21 protein-coding genes are annotated in these 17,006 nt (G+C 70.5%); 11 read left to right on the top strand and 10 right to left on the bottom strand.

The window, feature by feature from the left end; translation table 11 throughout:
- Positions 1-2 precede the first annotated feature (2 nt).
- The gene (locus DB32_RS29695; RefSeq protein ID WP_053236021.1) at positions 3-206 is read right to left on the bottom strand and encodes a hypothetical protein; all 204 of its coding nucleotides are present in this window, start codon (positions 204-206) and stop codon (positions 3-5) included.
- Positions 207-295: 89 nt separating this feature from the next.
- On the opposite strand from DB32_RS29695, the gene DB32_RS29690 reads away from it, so the two are divergent.
- Positions 296-934: a DUF47 domain-containing protein gene (locus tag DB32_RS29690; RefSeq protein ID WP_053236020.1), complete on the top strand. Its 639-nt coding sequence runs from the start codon at positions 296-298 to the stop codon at positions 932-934.
- A 5-nt stretch (positions 935-939) separates the two neighbouring features.
- Complete coding sequence (locus tag DB32_RS29685; RefSeq protein WP_053236019.1) at positions 940-1,962, top strand: inorganic phosphate transporter; 1,023 nt, start codon at positions 940-942, stop codon at positions 1,960-1,962.
- Positions 1,963-2,022: 60 nt separating this feature from the next.
- Here the strand turns inward: DB32_RS29685 and DB32_RS29680 are convergent, their stop codons facing one another.
- Positions 2,023-2,598, bottom strand: coding sequence for a hypothetical protein (locus DB32_RS29680; RefSeq protein ID WP_157069538.1), 576 nt, complete (start codon positions 2,596-2,598; stop codon positions 2,023-2,025).
- Positions 2,599-2,803: 205 nt separating this feature from the next.
- On the opposite strand from DB32_RS29680, the gene DB32_RS29675 reads away from it, so the two are divergent.
- From DB32_RS29675 to DB32_RS29660, 4 genes are all read left to right on the top strand, one after another.
- Entirely contained in the window at positions 2,804-3,394 is a 591-nt protein-coding gene (locus tag DB32_RS29675; RefSeq protein ID WP_053236017.1) for a hypothetical protein, read from the top strand.
- 203 nt (positions 3,395-3,597) lie between these two features.
- Positions 3,598-4,647, top strand: a complete 1,050-nt coding sequence (locus DB32_RS29670; protein WP_053236016.1) for a branched-chain amino acid aminotransferase — start codon at positions 3,598-3,600, stop codon at positions 4,645-4,647.
- Positions 4,647-5,213 (top strand): hypothetical protein, encoded by a 567-nt coding sequence (locus DB32_RS29665; protein ID WP_053236015.1) that lies wholly within the window; start codon positions 4,647-4,649, stop codon positions 5,211-5,213. The genes DB32_RS29670 and DB32_RS29665 overlap by 1 nt, the downstream gene beginning before the upstream one ends.
- Before the next feature lie 61 nt (positions 5,214-5,274).
- Entirely contained in the window at positions 5,275-5,790 is a 516-nt protein-coding gene (locus tag DB32_RS29660; RefSeq protein WP_053236014.1) for a hypothetical protein, read from the top strand.
- 5 nt (positions 5,791-5,795) lie between these two features.
- On the opposite strand, the gene DB32_RS29655 is transcribed toward DB32_RS29660, so the two are convergent.
- Positions 5,796-7,007, bottom strand: a complete 1,212-nt coding sequence (locus DB32_RS29655; protein ID WP_053236013.1) for a hypothetical protein — start codon at positions 7,005-7,007, stop codon at positions 5,796-5,798.
- 112 nt (positions 7,008-7,119) lie between these two features.
- On the opposite strand from DB32_RS29655, the gene DB32_RS29650 reads away from it, so the two are divergent.
- The 4 genes from DB32_RS29650 (at position 7,120) to DB32_RS29635 (ending at position 12,590) form a co-directional block, all read left to right on the top strand.
- The gene (locus tag DB32_RS29650) at positions 7,120-8,301 is read left to right on the top strand and encodes an FIST signal transduction protein (protein WP_053236012.1); all 1,182 of its coding nucleotides are present in this window, start codon (positions 7,120-7,122) and stop codon (positions 8,299-8,301) included.
- A complete protein-coding gene (locus tag DB32_RS29645; RefSeq protein WP_053236011.1) occupies positions 8,292-9,962 on the top strand; it encodes a sensor histidine kinase in 1,671 nt (556 codons plus the stop codon). The genes DB32_RS29650 and DB32_RS29645 overlap by 10 nt, the downstream gene beginning before the upstream one ends.
- A 378-nt stretch (positions 9,963-10,340) precedes the next feature.
- Entirely contained in the window at positions 10,341-11,597 is a 1,257-nt protein-coding gene (locus tag DB32_RS29640) for a hypothetical protein (protein ID WP_053236010.1), read from the top strand.
- A 177-nt stretch (positions 11,598-11,774) separates the two neighbouring features.
- Complete coding sequence (locus DB32_RS29635; protein ID WP_053236009.1) at positions 11,775-12,590, top strand: hypothetical protein; 816 nt, start codon at positions 11,775-11,777, stop codon at positions 12,588-12,590.
- Positions 12,591-12,594: 4 nt separating this feature from the next.
- Here the strand turns inward: DB32_RS29635 and DB32_RS29630 are convergent, their stop codons facing one another.
- From DB32_RS29630 to DB32_RS48630, 3 genes are all read right to left on the bottom strand, one after another.
- The gene (locus tag DB32_RS29630; RefSeq protein ID WP_053236008.1) at positions 12,595-12,783 is read right to left on the bottom strand and encodes a hypothetical protein; all 189 of its coding nucleotides are present in this window, start codon (positions 12,781-12,783) and stop codon (positions 12,595-12,597) included.
- A 44-nt stretch (positions 12,784-12,827) separates the two neighbouring features.
- Entirely contained in the window at positions 12,828-13,970 is a 1,143-nt protein-coding gene (locus DB32_RS29625) for a DUF4238 domain-containing protein (RefSeq protein WP_053236007.1), read from the bottom strand.
- A gap of 64 nt (positions 13,971-14,034) precedes the next feature.
- On the bottom strand, positions 14,035-14,376 hold the full coding sequence (locus DB32_RS48630; protein WP_053236006.1) for a hypothetical protein: 342 nt from the start codon (positions 14,374-14,376) through the stop codon (positions 14,035-14,037).
- 139 nt (positions 14,377-14,515) lie between these two features.
- Between DB32_RS48630 and DB32_RS47265 the strand changes: the two genes are divergently transcribed.
- Positions 14,516-14,668, top strand: coding sequence for a hypothetical protein (locus DB32_RS47265; protein WP_157069537.1), 153 nt, complete (start codon positions 14,516-14,518; stop codon positions 14,666-14,668).
- 346 nt (positions 14,669-15,014) lie between these two features.
- On the opposite strand, the gene DB32_RS29610 is transcribed toward DB32_RS47265, so the two are convergent.
- Genes DB32_RS29610 through DB32_RS50055 form a run of 4 tightly spaced genes read right to left on the bottom strand, consistent with a single transcriptional unit; the run spans position 15,015 to position 16,929 of the window.
- A complete protein-coding gene (locus DB32_RS29610; protein ID WP_053236004.1) occupies positions 15,015-15,641 on the bottom strand; it encodes a helix-turn-helix transcriptional regulator in 627 nt (208 codons plus the stop codon).
- A gap of 19 nt (positions 15,642-15,660) precedes the next feature.
- Complete coding sequence (locus tag DB32_RS29605; protein WP_157069536.1) at positions 15,661-16,062, bottom strand: hypothetical protein; 402 nt, start codon at positions 16,060-16,062, stop codon at positions 15,661-15,663.
- A 58-nt stretch (positions 16,063-16,120) separates the two neighbouring features.
- Positions 16,121-16,810, bottom strand: a complete 690-nt coding sequence (locus DB32_RS29600; protein ID WP_053236002.1) for a peptidoglycan recognition protein family protein — start codon at positions 16,808-16,810, stop codon at positions 16,121-16,123.
- Positions 16,807-16,929 (bottom strand): hypothetical protein, encoded by a 123-nt coding sequence (locus DB32_RS50055; RefSeq protein WP_275935499.1) that lies wholly within the window; start codon positions 16,927-16,929, stop codon positions 16,807-16,809. The genes DB32_RS29600 and DB32_RS50055 overlap by 4 nt, the downstream gene beginning before the upstream one ends.
- Positions 16,930-17,006 lie beyond the last annotated feature (77 nt).

The following is a 17,006-nucleotide window of genomic DNA, read 5'->3' as shown; positions in this document are numbered from 1 at the left end:
GATCACCCGACGAAGAGCGTCGCGTAGCACGCGCCGATGCCGAGCCCGACGAGCGTCAGCAAGATCGCGATCACGCGGAACAGCGTCGGTTTGACCCCGTCGGTGTGGCGCGCCTGCGAGAACAGGTACACCGCGAGCGCGAGCGAGACGATCGCGATGCCCGCGGGCGCGAGGACCAGCATCATCAGGAACGCGCTCTCGCTCATCGACGTGGCCTCTACCCGAGCGGCTCGCGGAGGGCAATTGCCCGATCGCCTTGACGCCCGCACCTCGTGCCGCGTAAACGGCGCCCGCGATGGCGCTCCAAGACCTCGTTCGCTGGCTGATCCCTCGCGAGCAGCACTTCTTCGAGTTCCTCGAGCGGCAGGCCGCCGCCGCGCACAAGGGCGCTCGCGCCCTCGGCGAGTTCGCGAACGGCAAACGCATCGAGGACGTCCAATCCGCCGTGCAGATCTGCGAGCACGAGGGCGACAAGGTCGTCCACGAGCTCGAGGAAGCGCTGGAACGCACGTTCGTCACGCCGATCGATCGCGAGGATCTGCAGCACCTCTCGTCGGAGCTCGACGACGTGCTCGATCTCACGAACAGCGCGACCCGCGCGTGCCTGCTCTTCGGCGTGTCCACGCCGACCGAGCCGATGAAGAAGCTGATCGCGGTGCTCATCCAGTGCACCGAGGTGCTCGAGACCGCGCTGCCGCGCCTCGGCAAGCACGACTACGCGGCGCTGATGACGGCGAGCCGCACCATCCGCCAGCTCGAGAAGGACGCCGACCGCATCTTCCGCCAGGAGCTCTCGCGCCTCTTCCACGACGAGGGCGTCGACGCGAAGGAGATCCTCCGCGAGAAGGAGGTGCTCGAGGATCTCGAGCACGCGATCGATCGCTGCGAGCGCGTCGCGCACACGCTCGCGAACCTCGCCGTCAAACATGGTTAGCGAGCATGGTTAGCCTGCTGATCGCGGTCGTCGTCGCGGCCGTCGTCTTCGACTACATCAACGGCTTCCACGACGCCGCGAACGCGATCGCGACGGTCGTCTCGACCGGCGTGCTCCCGCTCCGCACCGCGGTGATCATCGCGGCGATCTTCAACTTCGTCGGCGCGACCACCGGCACCGCGGTCGCGACCACGATCGCGACCGGCTTCGCCGACGCCGAGATCGTCGATCAGACCGTCGTGCTCAGCGCGCTGCTCGGCGCGTCGGCGTGGAACCTGATCACGTGGTGGTACGGCATCCCGTCGTCGAGCTCGCACGCGCTGATCGGCGGGCTCGCGGGCGCGGTCGTCGCGCACGCGGGCGCCGGCGCGTTCCACTGGGCGACGCTGGTGAAGAAGGTGCTCGTCCCACTGGTCGTCTCGCCGACGCTCGGGTTCGTCGCCGCGTTCTTCCTGATGGTCGCGCTGCTCTGGGTCGTGCGGCGCGCGCGGCCGGGCACGGTGCACCGCGCGTCGCGGCGCCTGCAGCTCGTGAGCGCGTGCATGATGGCGTTCTCGCACGGCTCGAACGACGCGCAGAAGGCGATGGGCATCATCACGCTCGCGCTCGTCGCGTTCGTCGCGAACGGCGGCGCCGGCGTGCCCGAGTGGATGATGCCGGTGGGCGACGAGGTGCCGCGCTGGGTGATCTACACGTGCGCGACCGCGATCGCGCTCGGCACCGCCGCGGGCGGGCGCCGCATCATCAAGACGATGGGCACGAAGATCATCCGCATCTCGCCGCTGCAGGGCTTCGCGGCGGAGACGGCGGGCGCGGCGACGATCCTCGTCGCGAGCCACGCGGGCGTGCCGGTCTCGACCACGCACGTGATCAACGCGTGCATCATGGGCGTCGGCGCGAGCAACCGGATCAGCGCGGTGCGCTGGGGCGTCGCGACGAACATCGTGATCGCGTGGGTGCTGACGCTCCCGCTGAGCGCGGCGATGGCGTTCGTGATCGAGCTGGTGATCTCGCGGCTGCTGGCGTAGCGGAGCACGGGACGAGCTCGATCGAGGCGCACGCGTCGTGTGTCGCTCGTCCCGCCCGTGTCAGCTCGGCCCGCTGCGATCGCCCTGGTGGCGCTCGCTGAACAGCGCGTCGAAGCGCTCGAACGCCTCGGCGACCTCGGGATCGCCGTCGCCGATGGCGTGCGCGATCTTGCGCACCTTGTAGAGCACGCTCAGCGCCTCGTGGCCCGCGCGCATGCGCGCATCGCGGAGCGGCGCGAGCTTCGCGAGCAGCTTCGTCTCGAGCGCGACCTCCTTCGCACGCGCCTGCGCGGCGCGCCGTCCGACCGCTGCGAGCGACGCGGGCGTGACGCCCGGGACCTTCACCTTGCGCGACACCGCGCGCCACGCGGTCTCGAGCTCGCTGATCATGTCGTCGAGATCGTCGCCGGCCTTCAGCATCCGCTGCTTCTCGTCGGCGGAGAGCCGAACAACGGGCTCGCGCTTGCGGGTCGCGCGCTTCTTCGATGTCTTCTTCGCGCTCTTCTTGCTCGATTTCTTCGTCGCCATGCTCGTTCGAGCCTCCTCGAAACGCGATTCTGCCCAGCTTTTCCGGGCGTTTGCGACATCCGCGAACGGGGTTAGTCGATCGCTGACCCCCCACTCACCGATCGCCATACCCCGGGGTCAGGCACTCGCTGGGTCGAGGTCAGCAGGTCGCTGGGTCGAGGTCAGCAGGTCGCTGGGTCGAGGTCAGCAGGTCGCTGGGTCGAGGTCAGGAGGTCGCTGGGTCGACGTCAGCAGGTCGCTGGGTCGTGGCCCGGGGCGGCGCTCTTCGGCCGGCTGCTTCCTGCTCCGCTCTGCTTCCGCGTACGCTCGTCGCATGCCGTCTCGTGCGCTCGCTTGCTTCGCGCTCCTCCTCGCCGCCTGCAGCACCAGTCGGCTCACCGAGCCCGACGCGTCTTCCTTCGATGCCGGCGTCGACGCCGCCGCCCCCGCCGTCGATGCGGGCACCGACGCGACCGTCGACGCGAGCACGCCGCCCGACACCGGCCCCGAGGGCGCCGACATCGGCGAGCCGTGCGTCGACGACGACGCGTGCCGCTACCCCGACGACCTCGGCGACGAGCTCCCCGAGTGCCTCGGCGGACCGACGCCGTTCAACAACGGCAACGCGTGGACCAACGGCTACTGCGTGACGCCCTGCGCGCCTCCGCCCGCGATCGTCGACGGCGCCGCGCTCGAGCAGGGCGACTGCCCCGACGGCGCGCTCTGTGTGCCGTTCCGCGAGGAGTACGGCCTCTGCCTCCGCGGCTGCGAGTCCGACGACGACTGCCGCACCGAGGACGGCTACTACTGCCGTCGCGCGTTCGGCGGCGGGATCAACGAGGACCCGTCGACGTCGAACGGCGTCTGCATGGCGTCGCACTGCCAGTCGCGCGGCTGCCCGCGAAGCGCCGTCTGCGCCTGCTGACGCGCGTGTCGAATTCGCCGGCTCCAGCTGGGCTGACGGCGCACATCGGCTCGCCGGCTCCGGTCCCTTCCGTCCGCGTGCTCCGCACGCTCCCGTGCGGGCCCTCCGGCGGCGAGCACTCCAGCTGGGCTGACCGCGCGTCCACTCACAGCGCGCGGCGTGTCCCCTTGTCGCCGGGGCACCCCCCGAGCAACAACCCACGCATGCTCGACCTCCTCGCGCTCCGCGCGCCGGGCTCGCTGCCCGCGCTTCCTCCGGCACCGCTCGGCTTCGGTCGCGTGCTCGGCCCGTTCGCGCTGGTCGCGGATCACGATCCCGAGCGCGGGTTCCACGGCGCGCGCATCGTCCGGCGCGAGGAGGCGACGACGGTCGCGTCGGCGGCGAGCGTGCAGTACGCGCTCTCGGTGTTCGAGGGGCTCAAGGCGCTGCGCGGACCGAGCGGCGCGCTGCACCTCTGGCGCCCCGAGCCCCACGCGCGCCGCTTCGCGAAGAGCAGCGAGCGCCTGACGATGCCGGTGCTGCCCGAGGCCGCGTTCCTCGATGCGTGCCGCGCGATCGTGAAGGCGCACGAGGGGTGGGTCCCGGCGCACGGCAAGGGCTCGCTCTACCTGCGCCCGACGCTCTACGCGACCGAGGAGTTCCTCGGTGTGCGTCCGTCGCGCACGCACCAGCTCGCGATCGTGGTGAGCGCGGTCGACGCGTTCTACAGCTCGCCGCTGCGCCTCTGGGCCGAGACCGAGCACGTGCGCGCGGCGCCCGGTGGGCTCGGCGACGCGAAGACCGGCGCGAACTACGCGGCGTCGCTGCACGCGGCGGAGCGCGCCAAGAAGCGCGGCTTCGATCAGGTGCTGTGGCTCGACGCGCACGATCACGATCGGCTCGCCGAGGCGGGCACGATGAACGTGTTCGTGGTGATCGACGGAGCGGTGCGCACGCCCGAGCTCGACGGGACGATCCTGCCCGGTGTGACGCGCGACGCGTGCCTCGCGCTGCTGCGCGCGCGCGGCGTGAAGTGCGAGGAGGCGCCGATCTCGCTGCGCGAGGTGCACGAGGCGGCGAAGCGCGGCGCGCTGACCGAGGCGTTCGGGACGGGCACCGCGGCGATCGTCGCGCCGATCGCGGCGATCGGGAGCGCAGCGGGCGTGATCGAGCTGCGCGCGCCGGGCGAGGTCGCGACCACGCTGCGCGCGGGCCTCGAGGCGATCCAGCAGGGCGTCGCGGACGATCCGTTCGGCTGGCGCGTGCCGGTGTGATGCGCTCGGTGCTCGCGATCGCGCTGGTCGCGAGCGCGTGTGGCAGTCGCGTCGAGCACGAGCCCGCGTGCGCGGCGCCGGACGGATGGGTCGCGACGCTCGACATCGAGCACGCGCCGGGCGCGCTGACGACGCCCGACGTGATCACGTCGGACCAAGCGCGACCGATGCCGCCCGAGGTCGCGTTCGAGGTGCGCGGGACGCCCGAGGTGCACGACGGCGTGGTGACGCTGCGCGCGGCGCTGGTGAACCGGAGCGCGAGCGCGCAGCACGTCGACGTGCTGACCGGCGGTGTGTCGGGGCTCTCGTCGAACCCGCTCGCGCTGCGGCCGCTGCCCGAGCCGGCGTGGCGCGTCGGGCGCGAGCCGTCGACGTTCCAGGCGCCGGAGGTGTACCCATCGCCGTCGCGGTGGGTGATCGCGCCGGGCGCGGAGGTGCGGCTCGTCACGCGCTACTGCCTCGCGCGTCACGAGGTCGCGTCGGGCGCGCGCGTGCGCTTCGAGCGATCGTTCGAGGCGTGGCACGAGCCGAAGCCGCGCGGTGACTTCGAGATCGTGGTGCCCTGACGCCGGACGCGTCGTGATGTGATCGAGGCCTTATGTCGTCGTCGTCACCGGGGGGGCGACGATGAACGAGGCACCGACGATCTTCCATCGCGACGACGTGCTCTGCGTGGCGGCGTGGCGCGACGTGATGCTCGAGCTGTGGTCGGCGGAGGGGACGATCGAGCACTTCCGCGTGGTGCGCGCGGTCTCGCGGCGCATCGTGGATCGCGCGCCGGGCAACCGGGTGTGCCTCGTGTCGAGCGTGCAGGTGCCCGCGCTGAAGACGGTGCCGCAGGACGTGCGGAGCGAGATGGTCGCGCGGGATCGCGAGCTCGCGCCGAACCTGGTCGCGGCCGCGCTCGTGGTGTCGAGCAAGGGGTTCGTCGCGTCGATCGTGCGGAGCATGCTCGCGGGGCTGCAGATGACGTCGGCGACGCGCGCGCCCTCGCGGGTGTTCGATGACGAGCTGACCGCGATGGCGTGGCTCGCGCCGCACGTGTCGTCGATCGGCACGCGCGCGTGCACGCCGGGGGACCTGAGGAACGCGATCGCGGCGGCGCGAGGCGCACCGCCGACGCGCGCGCTGCACGCGCTCTGAGCGCGTCAGTCCCAGCGGTTCGTCATCGCGTCGAGCGACACGCGGTGCCACACGAACACGCCGCGATCGCGGTAGCGCTGGTGCTGCTCGCCCGCGCACATGACGTAGCCCTGCAGCGGGTCGCAGTGCGGCGCGCCGAAGAGGTGCCCCGTCTCGTGCACGAGGATGATCTGCGCGCGGTCGCGCGAGAGATCGAAGTCGAAGAGCCCGCTCACCTGCACGTCGAGCCAGCCGCACGCCGCGCCGCCGCCCATCTCCTGGGTGAGCCCGACGAGCATGTCGAAGCCGTGGTGATCGGGATCGGTGCGGCCGGGACGGCGCTCGTCGACGTCCCAGTCGCGCGTGAGGCCGAGCTGGGCGCGCGCGTAGGCGCCGACCTGCTCGCAGTAGCCGCCGCCCGCGTCGTTCGCCGCGAGGCCGGGCAGCACGTGGAAGAGCTGCCGCACGTTCATCATCTCGTCGAAGCCGCCGGGGAACGACTGGTACGTGCCCGCGCTCGAGCCGGGGCTCGAGGGATCGAACACCTCGGTCTCGCGGGTGAACGCGTCGCGCAGGAACGCCTCGGGCGTGCCGGAGTACCCGAGGCGATCGAAGTAGACGGGGTCGTACACGACCGCGACGAACATGGCGTTGCTCGCGGCCATCGAGAGCGCGCCGCCGGTGTGCTCGGTGTCGCTCGCGCCGTTCACGTCGACGCGCGAGACCGTGTAGTCGCCACGGCCGAGCGCGAAGCGATCGCCGCGTGCCGCGTCGTGGAGGAAGGGACCGACCTCGAGGGTCGCGTCGGCGCGAGCGCGCGCGCCGAGATCGATCTCGACGGTGCCGAGCGGCACGTCGGTGAAGTCGGCGAAGCGCGCGCTGGTGAGGTGCGGCACGAGCGCGACGCGGCCCGCGACGTCGCCGTGGTTCTCGACCGTGAGGGTCACGCGCAGCGTGTCGCCCTTCGCCGGCGCGCCGCCGGCGGCATTCGTGATCTGGATCGCGACGACGTCGGGGCGGAGCTCGTCGATGCGCTCGCCCGCGTCGTCCGGGTCGGTCGCGGCATCGTCGGCGGGGATCGCGGCGTCGGTGGATGGGCCGCCGTCGCGCGTGGGCACCGCGGCGTCGCGGGCCTCGTCGGGATCGCTGAGCTCACCCTCGCATCCGACGACGAGCGCGGTGATCAGGGTCGCGATGACCGTCGCGCGAGCGCGATCGTGCGGCGTGGTGGAATCCATCGGGTCACGCAGTGTCGAGCGGGGCGGTGATCGGGTCACGCGGCCCGAGCCGCTCGTCGCGCGACTCCGATCGTTCCCACGTCGGCTCTATACGAGACGAGGTGCGGACAGGATGAAGCTGCACATCGCGATGAGCGCTGCGACCGACGTCGATCGGGCCGCGCGCGAGGCCGTGCGAGAGGCGCGGTCGCAGGCGAGCTCGCCGGCGTTCGCGCTCGCGTTCTGCACCGACGCGTACGACGCGGACGCGCTCGCGAGCGCGGTCACGCGTGAGCTCGTCGAGGTGCCGTGGGCGGGCTGCTGCAGCGCGGGCGTGTTCGCCGGGACGAAGCTCGTCCGGCAGGGCGTCGTGGTCGGGGTGCTCGAGGGCGACGACGTGTCGTTCGCGGTCGGCGTGGGCGGGCCGATCAGCGCGGATCCGCGCGCGGCGGGGATCGCGGCCGTGCACGACGCGCTCGCCGCGGCGCGCCGAGGGAACGGGCGGGCGCACCGCAGCTTCCTGCTCTTCCCGGACGCGCTCACCGGGAACGCCGCCGAGGTGATCCGGGGCGCAGTGCAACAGTCGGGCGCGGGCGCGGCGTGGGCGGGCGGAGGCGCGGGCGACAACCTGCGCTTCGTGCGCACCGCGCAGTTCGCGCGCGGTCGTGCGTGGCACGACAGCGTCGTCGCCGTCGTGATCGAGAGCGCGGAGCCGATCGCGGTGGGGAGCCGGCACGGGTGGAAGCCCTACGGACCGCCGACGACGGTCACCAGCGCGCGCGGCGTCACGGTCGTCGAGCTCGAGTACCAGAGCGCGTTCGAGATCTACCGGCGGACCGCCGCGGAGAACGGCGACGAGGTCGACGAGCAGCGGTTCGCGGCGTTCGCGATGACGCATCCGCTCGGGATCCCGCAGGCCGACGGAGACCACGTCATCCGCGATCCGCTCGAGGTGCGTCCCGACGGGAGCCTGCGCTGCGTGGGTGAGGTGCCCGAGGGCGCGATGGTGCGCGTGATGCACGGGGATCGCCACGACCTGCTCGCGGCCGCGCACGAAGCGGCGACCGCGGCGCGCGGCCCGGGACGCACCCCGGCCGGCGCGCTGGTGTTCGACTGCGTGTCTCGCGCACTGATCCTCGGCAGCGCGATGGAGCGTGAGCTCGAAGCGATCCAAGAGGGCATCGGGCGAGGAATCCCGATGATGGGCTGCCTCACGCTGGGCGAGGTCGGCGCGCTCGGTGCGACGACCACGCCGCAGTTCCAGAACAAGACGGCGGTCGTGATGGCGCTGCCGCGAGCCGGCGCATGGACGTGAGCGAAGGGCGCGCCGCCGGCCCCCGGGGTGGCGCGGGGCTGGCGCTCGCGAGCGTGCTCCAGGAGCTCACGGTCGCGGCGCTCGAGCTGTTCGATCCGAGCCGCTCGGCAGACGTGTTCCTCGATCGTCTCGTGGAGCGGCTCGGGGGCTACGCGGCGCTGCTCTTCGAGGTGCGGCTGCCCGGTCGCGCGCTCGTCGCGGGCGCGAGCGGGATCGGCGCGAGCTCGCGCGCGCTGCCGATCTCCGAGGCCACGCTGGACGCGATCGCGGCCGGCGCGAGCGAGCCGGAGCTGCCGTACGACGAGCTCTCGCGAGCCGACCTCGTGGCGTGGCGCTTCCCGATCGACGTGTCGCCCGTGGGCAATCGTGCGTGCCTGCTCGTCTACTTCGACGGCGCGGCGCGGATGCCGGTGCAGTACCGCGGGATGGTGGATCGGCTGTGCCGGATCCTCTCGACGGTGCTGATGCACCGCGAGCTCTTCGCGCGGACGATCGCGAGCGAGCGCCGCCTCGACGAGCGATCCGCGCTGCTCGAGCGCATCGGCGACGCGTCGAACGTGGGCATCGTGGTGTTCGGCGCGAACGGCGAGCTGCTCTTCTGGAACCAGCGGCTCCTCGACATGTGGGGGCTCGACGCGTCGATCGCGAGCCACTCGCGCGACGGAGTGGTCGAGGCGATCGCGGGGCAGCTGCGCGAGCCCGAGGTGCTGCTGCGCTCGGTCCGGGAGAACGAGCGCAACGTGGAGTCGGAGGTGCGGCTCGAGCTGCACCTCGTCGACGAGCGCGTGATCGACGTGCGCTGCGTGCCGGTGCGGAGCCGCGGCGGAGTGCACTACGGGCGCGGCGTGTACTTCGTCGACGTGACGGAGCGGAAGCGCGCCGAGGCGGAGCGCGAGCGCTTGTTCTACACCGAGCGCGCCGCGCGCGAGGCCGCGGAGGACGCGATCCGCGCGCGCGACGAGTTCCTGTCGGTCGCGTCGCACGAGCTGCGCACGCCGCTGACGTCGATGCAGCTCGTGGTGCAGGCGCTGCGATCCGCGCACGACCGCGGGGTCGAGATGCCGCCGCAGCGCGCGCTGCAGCTGCTCGAGAACGTCGAGCGTCAGACGCGGCGGCTCGCGCGGTTGGTGGACGAGCTGCTCGACGTCTCGCGCATCCAGGCGGGCCCGCTGCAGCTCGAGCGAGAGGACGTCGATCTGGTCGTCGTGTGCCAGGACGTGATCGCGCGGTTCGCCGAGGAGCGTGCGCGCTCGGGCTCCGAGATCGCGCTGCACGCCCGAGGTGCGGTGATCGGGCGCTGGGACCGATCGCGGATCGATCAGGTCGTCACGAACGTGCTGTCGAACGCGCTGAAGTTCGGGCGCGGACGGCCGGTCGACGTGCTGGTCGATCTGACCGACGAGGGCGCGTCGGCGCTCCTCGAGGTGAAGGATCGCGGGATGGGGATCCCGCCGGAGCGCATGGGACGGCTCTTCCAGCGCTTCGAGCGCGCGGTGTCGTCGCGGCACTACGGCGGGCTGGGTCTCGGTCTCTACATCGCGCGGTACATCGTCGAGATGCACGGCGGGCGCATCGGGATCTCGAGCGAGCCCGGCGTGGGATCGACGGTGACGTTGGTGCTCCCGCTCAGCGATGACCGTCCCGACGCGAGCGGCGGATGACCGGCCCTCGAACGCGTGGGCGCAGAAAGCTCGAAGGCCGGTCAGCGATTCGCCGACCGGCCTTCATTCATGCTCGAGAGCGGGACAAGGGATTCGAACCCTCGACTTCAACCTTGGCAAGTCTGCGACCGTTCCGCGCAGGCACGAACCGACCTGATTCCCGCGGCGCCCGGCGGGGGAGGCAATCCGATTCGTCACCTGACAGCACGCGCCGTCAGGCGTAGCCGGGGATCGAGCCGGGGATCCCCGGCTCGCCTTCGCACGCCGGCGCGCGCTCGAGGTCGCGGCGGCCGTCCTCGAGGCAACGGCGGGGCGGCGAGCGACAGCAGACCCACGCGACGGACGGCGCGACGTCGCGAGTGACGGTATAAGTGCACGATGTCGATGGAAAGCGACGCTGCGCAGGCCCACATCCGCGTCGAGATCGCGCCGGGTGAAATCCGCTGGAAGGGGCGTCCGAAGCCGGCTGGTCCTGAAATCGAGCAGCTGCGGTTATACGCGCGCCGGACCAGCTCCGAGCTTGCCGAGATCGTGGACGCGCACGCCAACGCTAAGACGCCACCGTTGGATCTCGGCGACGGCTGGGTAGCGTGGCCACGGGCCCACCCCGGATCGGAGGGCGCATCCCTCTGGCTGAGCTTGCGCAACTTCGCACTGCGTCTGGGGACGCTCGAACGGTCCGAGTTCGCGGAACGCGGAGAGGTGCTTGACGGGCCCCGTCGGCTGCACGTGCGTGGTGTCGCACAGATGTGCACTACGGCCGCGCGCTCCGCCCCGATGTCGTCCGTGACGCATGTTCATCGCGGCGGTCTTCACAATCAGATCGCCCAAGTCGACGGGGTCATCGAGAACTGGCTCAAAATCGCGATGAGTGATTCAGCGGCGCTCGCGAAGGCGCAGCGACATCAGGACTCGTTCCGCAACGGACTCGAACATGTCGCCCAGGCGCTCGCGCCGCTGATGTCGTGGTCAGCACTTCACGCCATCGCTGAGCCTCACAACTCAATCGTAAAGGGCTACAGCGAGACGATCGCTGCGACGCTCGATGACGCTCGCGCAAAGCTCTCCGCCGAGCAGGCAGCAGCTGGGGCAGCGCGCTCCGCGATCGCCGAGCTAGAGCAGAAGGTCCAGGCGCTGCTCAAGGAGCTGCAGGTCACGGCCGGCGCTACAGCCGTCCGCGATTATCAGGAGACCTTCGGGCAGTCGGCTCGCCACCACGGACGGACCGCGGCGATCTGGATCACGGCAGCCGCGATCTTCGGCGCCCTGGCAGCGTGCGCGGCGGGCTACTTCGCGTTCTTCCAGACGAACGCGCCCGAAGCATGGCCGGCGCTCGTGCATGCGCTCGGGCCCAGAATCCTAATCATCGCCATCCCGCTAACGTGTGCAATCTGGTCAGCACGCATGTCTACGATGCATCGGCGCGCGCAGATTGCGGATACGCATCGCGTAAATGCACTCTCGACATACGTGCGGCTGAGCGAGAGCGCTCCCAGCGAGGAAGGGCGAACGGCGGTGCTTGCTGCCGTCACGTCCTGCGTATTCGGCCGCACCGCGTCGATCGATCACGGACCGGACCCAGGGCTTGCTGTGTTCAGCGATCTCGCGCGGGCGGCGAAGAACGCACGCGAGTGATCGCCTACGTAGAAACGCAAGCGGCGCGGCGCCCGTCAGTCCACCCAGCCGACGGACGTCGCTCGCGGACGACCGAGCCGATTCCATCCCTCGCCGATGAGACCGAAGGCCGCACGGCCGGTCCGAGCTTGGATGCGACGCCGACACATTCGCGGGCGACGAGGACAAGGTGACTTCGTGAGCGCAGAGTCCGTTTCGACCCATCCGCTCGCGGCGCTGATGGAGGCCGAGCAGATCGCGAACGAGATCATGAGCGCGCCTACGACGCCGCATGGGTGCGCCTACGAGTTCAACGCCGCCATCCGCGGGACCTGGGCCCGATTCGTGTTGGCGCAGGCGTCAGGGTACGCGCTGCATCACCCGTATCAGGTGCAGATCGTGCGCGAGCTTCTGCCGCGCGTGTTCGTCCCAGCCCCGATGGTGATCTCGGACGCGCTCGTCTCCGCCTTCCTATTTGGGGCGTGGTCGACGATCGAAACTCTGATCTACGCCGCGAACGCGTTGGGGTTCGCGCTCGACGCGAAGGGCTTCCGTGACGTCCGGAGTTCGGACAGCCTCCGCGACATCTCCATCGGTGACGTCCTTGGTGGCAAACCTCCATCGAAGAAGCAACCGAGGCCGGGTTACGCGCAGTGCTTTCCGCGCTTCACACGGGCGCTCGTCGCTGACGCGAATGACGTGTGGTTCCTGAAGGCGCAGACAGATTTATCGAAGCACCGCCGCGCCGTCGCCGTCGGAGGCACGTTCGACGTCTCGTGGACGAATCAGCTGCACGAGAGCATTCGTGAACGCGCCGTTGATTTCGCGCTGCGGCACGTTCCGATGACGAACGTTACGCTTGACCACGACCCATCGGCCTCCCTTCCAGAGCACATGCCCGCACGCGGCGTGCCCCTCGAGGATGTTGAGCGGTCGTGGCGGCGCATCGTCCATGCCGCTAGCGCTGGCCTCCGCGATGACCTCCGGGCCACGCACTATCGAGCCGATCCTTGAGCCGCTAGGCGGCCCCGCTCGGCACGACGCCGATCACCTCGCCCGTCTCGAGCACCCAGACGAGCCATGCGCGCCCACCTGGCTCGAGGAACACCTCGGCCTCGAGCGCGCACCCGCGCGGCGTCACGCGGCTGTCGAGCTCGACGCGCCATCCATGCCGCTCGTCCGGCGGCCACACAGTCCAGGTGTCCATGCTGGCGTGTCGGCCGAGTCCGCAGGCTGTTGCGCGAAGCCGCATCAGTCTTCGATGACGCGTCGAAAACGTCGCGATTCGTCAGGCCCCTCCGGGCGTCGCGGTCTCGGCTTCGACCGCTCCTGATGCTGCCGCTCTTCGCGCACGAGCTCTGCGAACGTCATTGCGAGCGGACGCCAGGAGCGGACGCGATCCGTGTCAGGCACGCGTAGCCACTGGGCTCGAACGGCGAAGATCTCACTCTTCAGCTTCACGCGCGATCCGACGCGACGGGTACTGATGAGGTGAGAGCGGCCATCGTCGGCGACGTATCGGCACGTCTCTACGCGCGCGCTCGCTTCCGGCCGCAGCTCCCAGGGCAGCGCATCGATGTGCTTCGCCGACGATTCGCGTTGGTAGAAGAGAGCCCGCTCCGCGAATGTCACCTGCAGGCTGTTGATCTGCTTCACGAGTCGCGCGTCGCGAACCGGCACGACGTCAGCGCGATCCGAACCTACACGATAGACGCGATCATCGTAGAGCAGCGCCACGTGACGCGGCGACAGCGGCAGGAAGACCTGCAGCCCGGAGCAGGCCATCCCGATCGTCCCATGGTGCTCGTCGAGGTGCTGCGCCCAGGTGTTGTGGAGAGCCGCGGGCGCATCGCTCGTGATGAAGTCCGTCGCGGTTTCGTTTCGCAGCAGCTTGAGCTTCAGATCCAGGAAGCAACCTGCGTAGTGCAGCGCGTTCGTGAGCGTCCACTGCACCGCGTCGGCGCTCGTGACGCGAACGCCCTTCAAGTACTGCTTCACGTCATCGTCGGCAGCCGGATGCGACCGCACCGTTGCGCGCATGAGCTGCGTCGCCTGCTCTTCGAACACGGCTGCGGCCGTCGGCGTGCGTCCGAGCTGGAGCGAGACGAAGGTCGCAAAGAAACCGGCAGGCTCGGTGTCGCGCGCCGGAACGCGTTCGCCCTCGATCATTCCGCGTACGATCGGCGCGACGACGTTCTCGACGTTCCCGAGACCCTGCTCGTGCACGCCGTCCTTGCCATACAGGTACGGTGCGTAGCATTGGCCGGAGACTGCGGCGGCAGGGATGTGTCGCCGACGGTCGATGAGGTAGAGCCGGACGCGGTCCTCACCCGCGATGGCGAAGTTGCGTAGGTAGAACTTCGGAACGAAGTGGTGATCCTTCCGTGCAGGCACACCCGCACTGTAGCGCCCACGCGGCGGGGGCTCGCCGCCGCGACCACCCGGCTTGCGAGTCCGGCTACCTGCGCCACCCGAGCTCGCGCATCCGTGCGTCGAGTCCCTCGATCGCCTTCTGCGACGCGGCGAGCAGCTCGAGCGCGCCGTCGGGCCACCGGCGCTCCGCCGCGCGCAGCGCGATCCCGACCGCGTCGATGACCGCGATCGCGCGCGTGAGCTTCCGACGCAGCGAGCGCAGCCGCCGGATCTCGTGCGACAGCGGGAACGCGCGCGACTCCCACGGCGCGCACCGCTCGTGGAATGGCTGCGTCTCGATGCACCACCACGGGCCCAGGCCGAGGGGCTCACCGCAGCCCGCGCAGCGCTCGGCGCGATTCGGGTTGAGGTCGCTCGCGAGCGGCACGGGGCGCGACGTCGGCGCGGTCGGCGAGCGACTGACGCGCGCCGACCTTCTTGACTCGCGCCGTGCCGACGTCAGGTTGTCGAGCCCTGTCTCAAGCAGCCTCACGCAGTTTTATGGGTCTCTGAAAGCAGGAGAAGCCATGGAACGAGACAGCATCGTGGAGATCTGGGTGAGCAACGAGGACGATGTGCAGCGGCGACGAGAGCGCCTCCACCGGAGGCTGGATCCCATCGGGATGGGACACCTCGTCGAGCACATCATCCGGAACTGGAACACCCACCGGCCGCGCTGAAGCTCAGCGGCAGGACTGCTCGTAGGGGCCCCGCCCGGTGCACGCCGGGCGGGGCCCTGCTCTTTGCGCGCGACTGACGACGCGTGAGCGCCCGGGCCCGCGAGGGGCGAGGGCGGCATCGTCGGTCGTCTCGCGCGCGGTGAGCCGCGACGCACGTCGGGCAGGCGACGCAGCTCGTGCGCGGGCGGGAAGGCGCGCGACTCCCAAGACGCGCGCATGTCTCGGCTCACCGCATCCTGCACAGCGTTCGCGCGCTGTTGCAGGTCGCTGGCGCCGGCGCGGACCCGTCGCCGGGCCAAGCTGCTGGCGACTGACGGCGCGGTTGTGCAGTGGGTGGGTTTGGCCGTTAGTTGGTGCGCGCGTGGCGTCGCTCGCCGCGCAGGAGTTCCGCGAGGTCCGCCATGCTGCTCGCGCCAGTCTTCTGGAGGACCCGGCGGATCAGAGTCTTGACCGTATTGACCGACTTACCAAGATGTTGCGGGATCTCGTCCCGCCGCGCACCGTTCATGATGAGCTCGGCGATTTGACGCTCGGCAGGCGTCAACTGCCATCTGGGCGAGATCGCTCCGGTGTCGGATTCGCGGGAGATCAGTGTGGCGTCAGCCCGCCCAGGGGATGCCCGCTCCGGGAGTTCCGCGCTCAGAAGCGCGGCGCTACCTGAGCCAAGGAGCGCACGAATGGTCGTCGCTTCACGAACGAGGATCATCGCGGCGACCCCTTTCACGTGGTCCATGAGTCGCGGCGCTAGCGCGTCCTGGAGCTTCTCGGGGTCGGCGAGTGCCTCCCGGATCCGCACACTATCCAGAAGTGCATTGAGTTCATGGCCGAGCTGCACCGCATCGACGCCCTTCAGGTGCTCCATCGTCTCCATCGTCCCTCGAAGGATGAGACGTGCGAGCAACACATGAACGACGCGCGCCGAACTGTCGCCCTCGGGGCCGAAAACCGAAAGCGCCTCCTGGATCCGCTCCATCGACGTCCGCTCTTTCCAGTCAGCAGTCTAGCACCCGCGTTCCGTTCGGGACGAGAGGCGCGCCCGCCACGATTCGCATTCGCTCGCGGTCGAACCGGAACGACGCGTAGGACACCAGCGCGCTTGAGGTCGCATCGATCGTCCCGCGAAAGACCTCCTTCATCGGAGTGATCACGATGACGGGACCGGGGAGTCGCAGCCCGTGGAAGCCCCACGACCCGTCTTCCAGCGCGAAGCGGACGGCTTCCCAGTGGGTCGGAGAACCTCGCGCGATCACATTCGCGAGGTTTTCGACGCAGTCTGCCATGTCATGGTGCGTGACGGTCGCGACGGCTGCGCGCCGGAGCGTCGTGCAGAGGACACCGCGTAAGAGCTCACCGGCGGAATCGTGGGGGCATGTTCGGCCTGTCGCTGCGACCATGCGCGCCATCGTATCGAAGATGTGCGCGCATGGACACCCACCGCCGACTCCGTTCTCGTTAGTATTGGACGCCCGCGCCGCCGCCCCAGGCTTCCGGGATCGGCCGCCCCTCGCCGCTCGACTTGCTCACCCACGTGCGGTCGGGCTCGACTCGCAGACCGAGCCGCGCGACGGCGTGCTCGAGCGCGACGGCGCGCCAGAGACCTTCGCCGGGATCGCTGCGTCGCGCGCCGCTCGCCTGCCGGTGCGCGCGCACGTAGCGCAGCTCGATGCCCTCGGCGGCCGCGAGCTCGACGATGCGCGTGAGGAGCGCGCGCGCGGTCTCGACGACGAGCTCGGTCAGCTCGAGCGGTGGCCGGCCCCACGTCGTGCGCAGGTCCTCGCGCGGCGCGGTCGTCGGGTCGTCCTGGAGCCCCGCGTAGAGCCCTTCGATCTCGAGGCCGATCGACGTCGCGTTGAGCGCGTTCGCGTGAATGCCCTGCCACCGCAGCGGCATCGCGAGCACGCCGACGCCCTCGCGAAACGCGGTGGCGTGCGCGCCGATCTTCATCGCGCGCGCGAGCCGCTTCTCGCGATCGCTCGCGGGCCCGAACACGCACGCGGTCTGGTGCAGCGTGACGCTGTCGACGTCGCGCGGGTCGCGCTCGAGCACGCGGCCGCGGTGCTGCGAGACCTTCGTGCCGTCGTGGCGCGCGCGCCAGTCGACGATCTCGACGCGCGAACCGGTAAGCGTTGCTGATGAGTTCACGGCGCCAGCGCCTCCCACGCCGCGCGCGCGATCAGCCACGCGCCGACCACGCCCGCGAAGACCCACGGCAGCAGGCCGCCGATCACGACGAGCCACAGGCCGATCGCGCGCGGCTTCATCGCTGCACCCGCGGATGCTCCGCGCCGCAACGCTCGCACCACATCACGAGCAGCGGCCGCAGTTGGCCGAGCCGCCC

This window comes from Sandaracinus amylolyticus, from assembly GCF_000737325.1.
In the GTDB taxonomy this organism is placed as follows: domain Bacteria; phylum Myxococcota_A; class Polyangia; order Polyangiales; family Sandaracinaceae; genus Sandaracinus; species Sandaracinus amylolyticus.
This window is presented reverse-complemented; position numbering and strand designations above follow the sequence as displayed.

What these genes read in the sequence shown, in the direction of transcription:
- DB32_RS29610 (WP_053236004.1), bottom strand. Translation starts at nt 15,641, where the DNA reads ATGGAGCGGATCCAGGAGGCGCTTTCGGTTTTCGGCCCCGAGGGCGAC.
- DB32_RS29655 (WP_053236013.1), bottom strand. Translation starts at nt 7,007, where the DNA reads ATGGATTCCACCACGCCGCACGATCGCGCTCGCGCGACGGTCATCGCG.
- DB32_RS29630 (WP_053236008.1), bottom strand. Translation starts at nt 12,783, where the DNA reads ATGGACACCTGGACTGTGTGGCCGCCGGACGAGCGGCATGGATGGCGC.
- DB32_RS47265 (WP_157069537.1), top strand. Translation starts at nt 14,516, where the DNA reads ATGGAACGAGACAGCATCGTGGAGATCTGGGTGAGCAACGAGGACGAT.
- DB32_RS29645 (WP_053236011.1), top strand. Translation starts at nt 8,292, where the DNA reads ATGGACGTGAGCGAAGGGCGCGCCGCCGGCCCCCGGGGTGGCGCGGGG.
- DB32_RS29680 (WP_157069538.1), bottom strand. Translation starts at nt 2,598, where the DNA reads ATGGCGATCGGTGAGTGGGGGGTCAGCGATCGACTAACCCCGTTCGCG.
- DB32_RS29690 (WP_053236020.1), top strand. Translation starts at nt 296, where the DNA reads ATGGCGCTCCAAGACCTCGTTCGCTGGCTGATCCCTCGCGAGCAGCAC.
- DB32_RS29660 (WP_053236014.1), top strand. Translation starts at nt 5,275, where the DNA reads ATGAACGAGGCACCGACGATCTTCCATCGCGACGACGTGCTCTGCGTG.
- DB32_RS29650 (WP_053236012.1), top strand. Translation starts at nt 7,120, where the DNA reads ATGAAGCTGCACATCGCGATGAGCGCTGCGACCGACGTCGATCGGGCC.
- DB32_RS29670 (WP_053236016.1), top strand. Translation starts at nt 3,598, where the DNA reads ATGCTCGACCTCCTCGCGCTCCGCGCGCCGGGCTCGCTGCCCGCGCTT.
- DB32_RS29640 (WP_053236010.1), top strand. Translation starts at nt 10,341, where the DNA reads ATGTCGATGGAAAGCGACGCTGCGCAGGCCCACATCCGCGTCGAGATC.
- DB32_RS29605 (WP_157069536.1), bottom strand. Translation starts at nt 16,062, where the DNA reads ATGGTCGCAGCGACAGGCCGAACATGCCCCCACGATTCCGCCGGTGAG.
- DB32_RS50055 (WP_275935499.1), bottom strand. Translation starts at nt 16,929, where the DNA reads ATGAAGCCGCGCGCGATCGGCCTGTGGCTCGTCGTGATCGGCGGCCTG.
- DB32_RS29665 (WP_053236015.1), top strand. Translation starts at nt 4,647, where the DNA reads ATGCGCTCGGTGCTCGCGATCGCGCTGGTCGCGAGCGCGTGTGGCAGT.
- DB32_RS29695 (WP_053236021.1), bottom strand. Translation starts at nt 206, where the DNA reads ATGAGCGAGAGCGCGTTCCTGATGATGCTGGTCCTCGCGCCCGCGGGC.
- DB32_RS29675 (WP_053236017.1), top strand. Translation starts at nt 2,804, where the DNA reads ATGCCGTCTCGTGCGCTCGCTTGCTTCGCGCTCCTCCTCGCCGCCTGC.
- DB32_RS29685 (WP_053236019.1), top strand. Translation starts at nt 940, where the DNA reads ATGGTTAGCCTGCTGATCGCGGTCGTCGTCGCGGCCGTCGTCTTCGAC.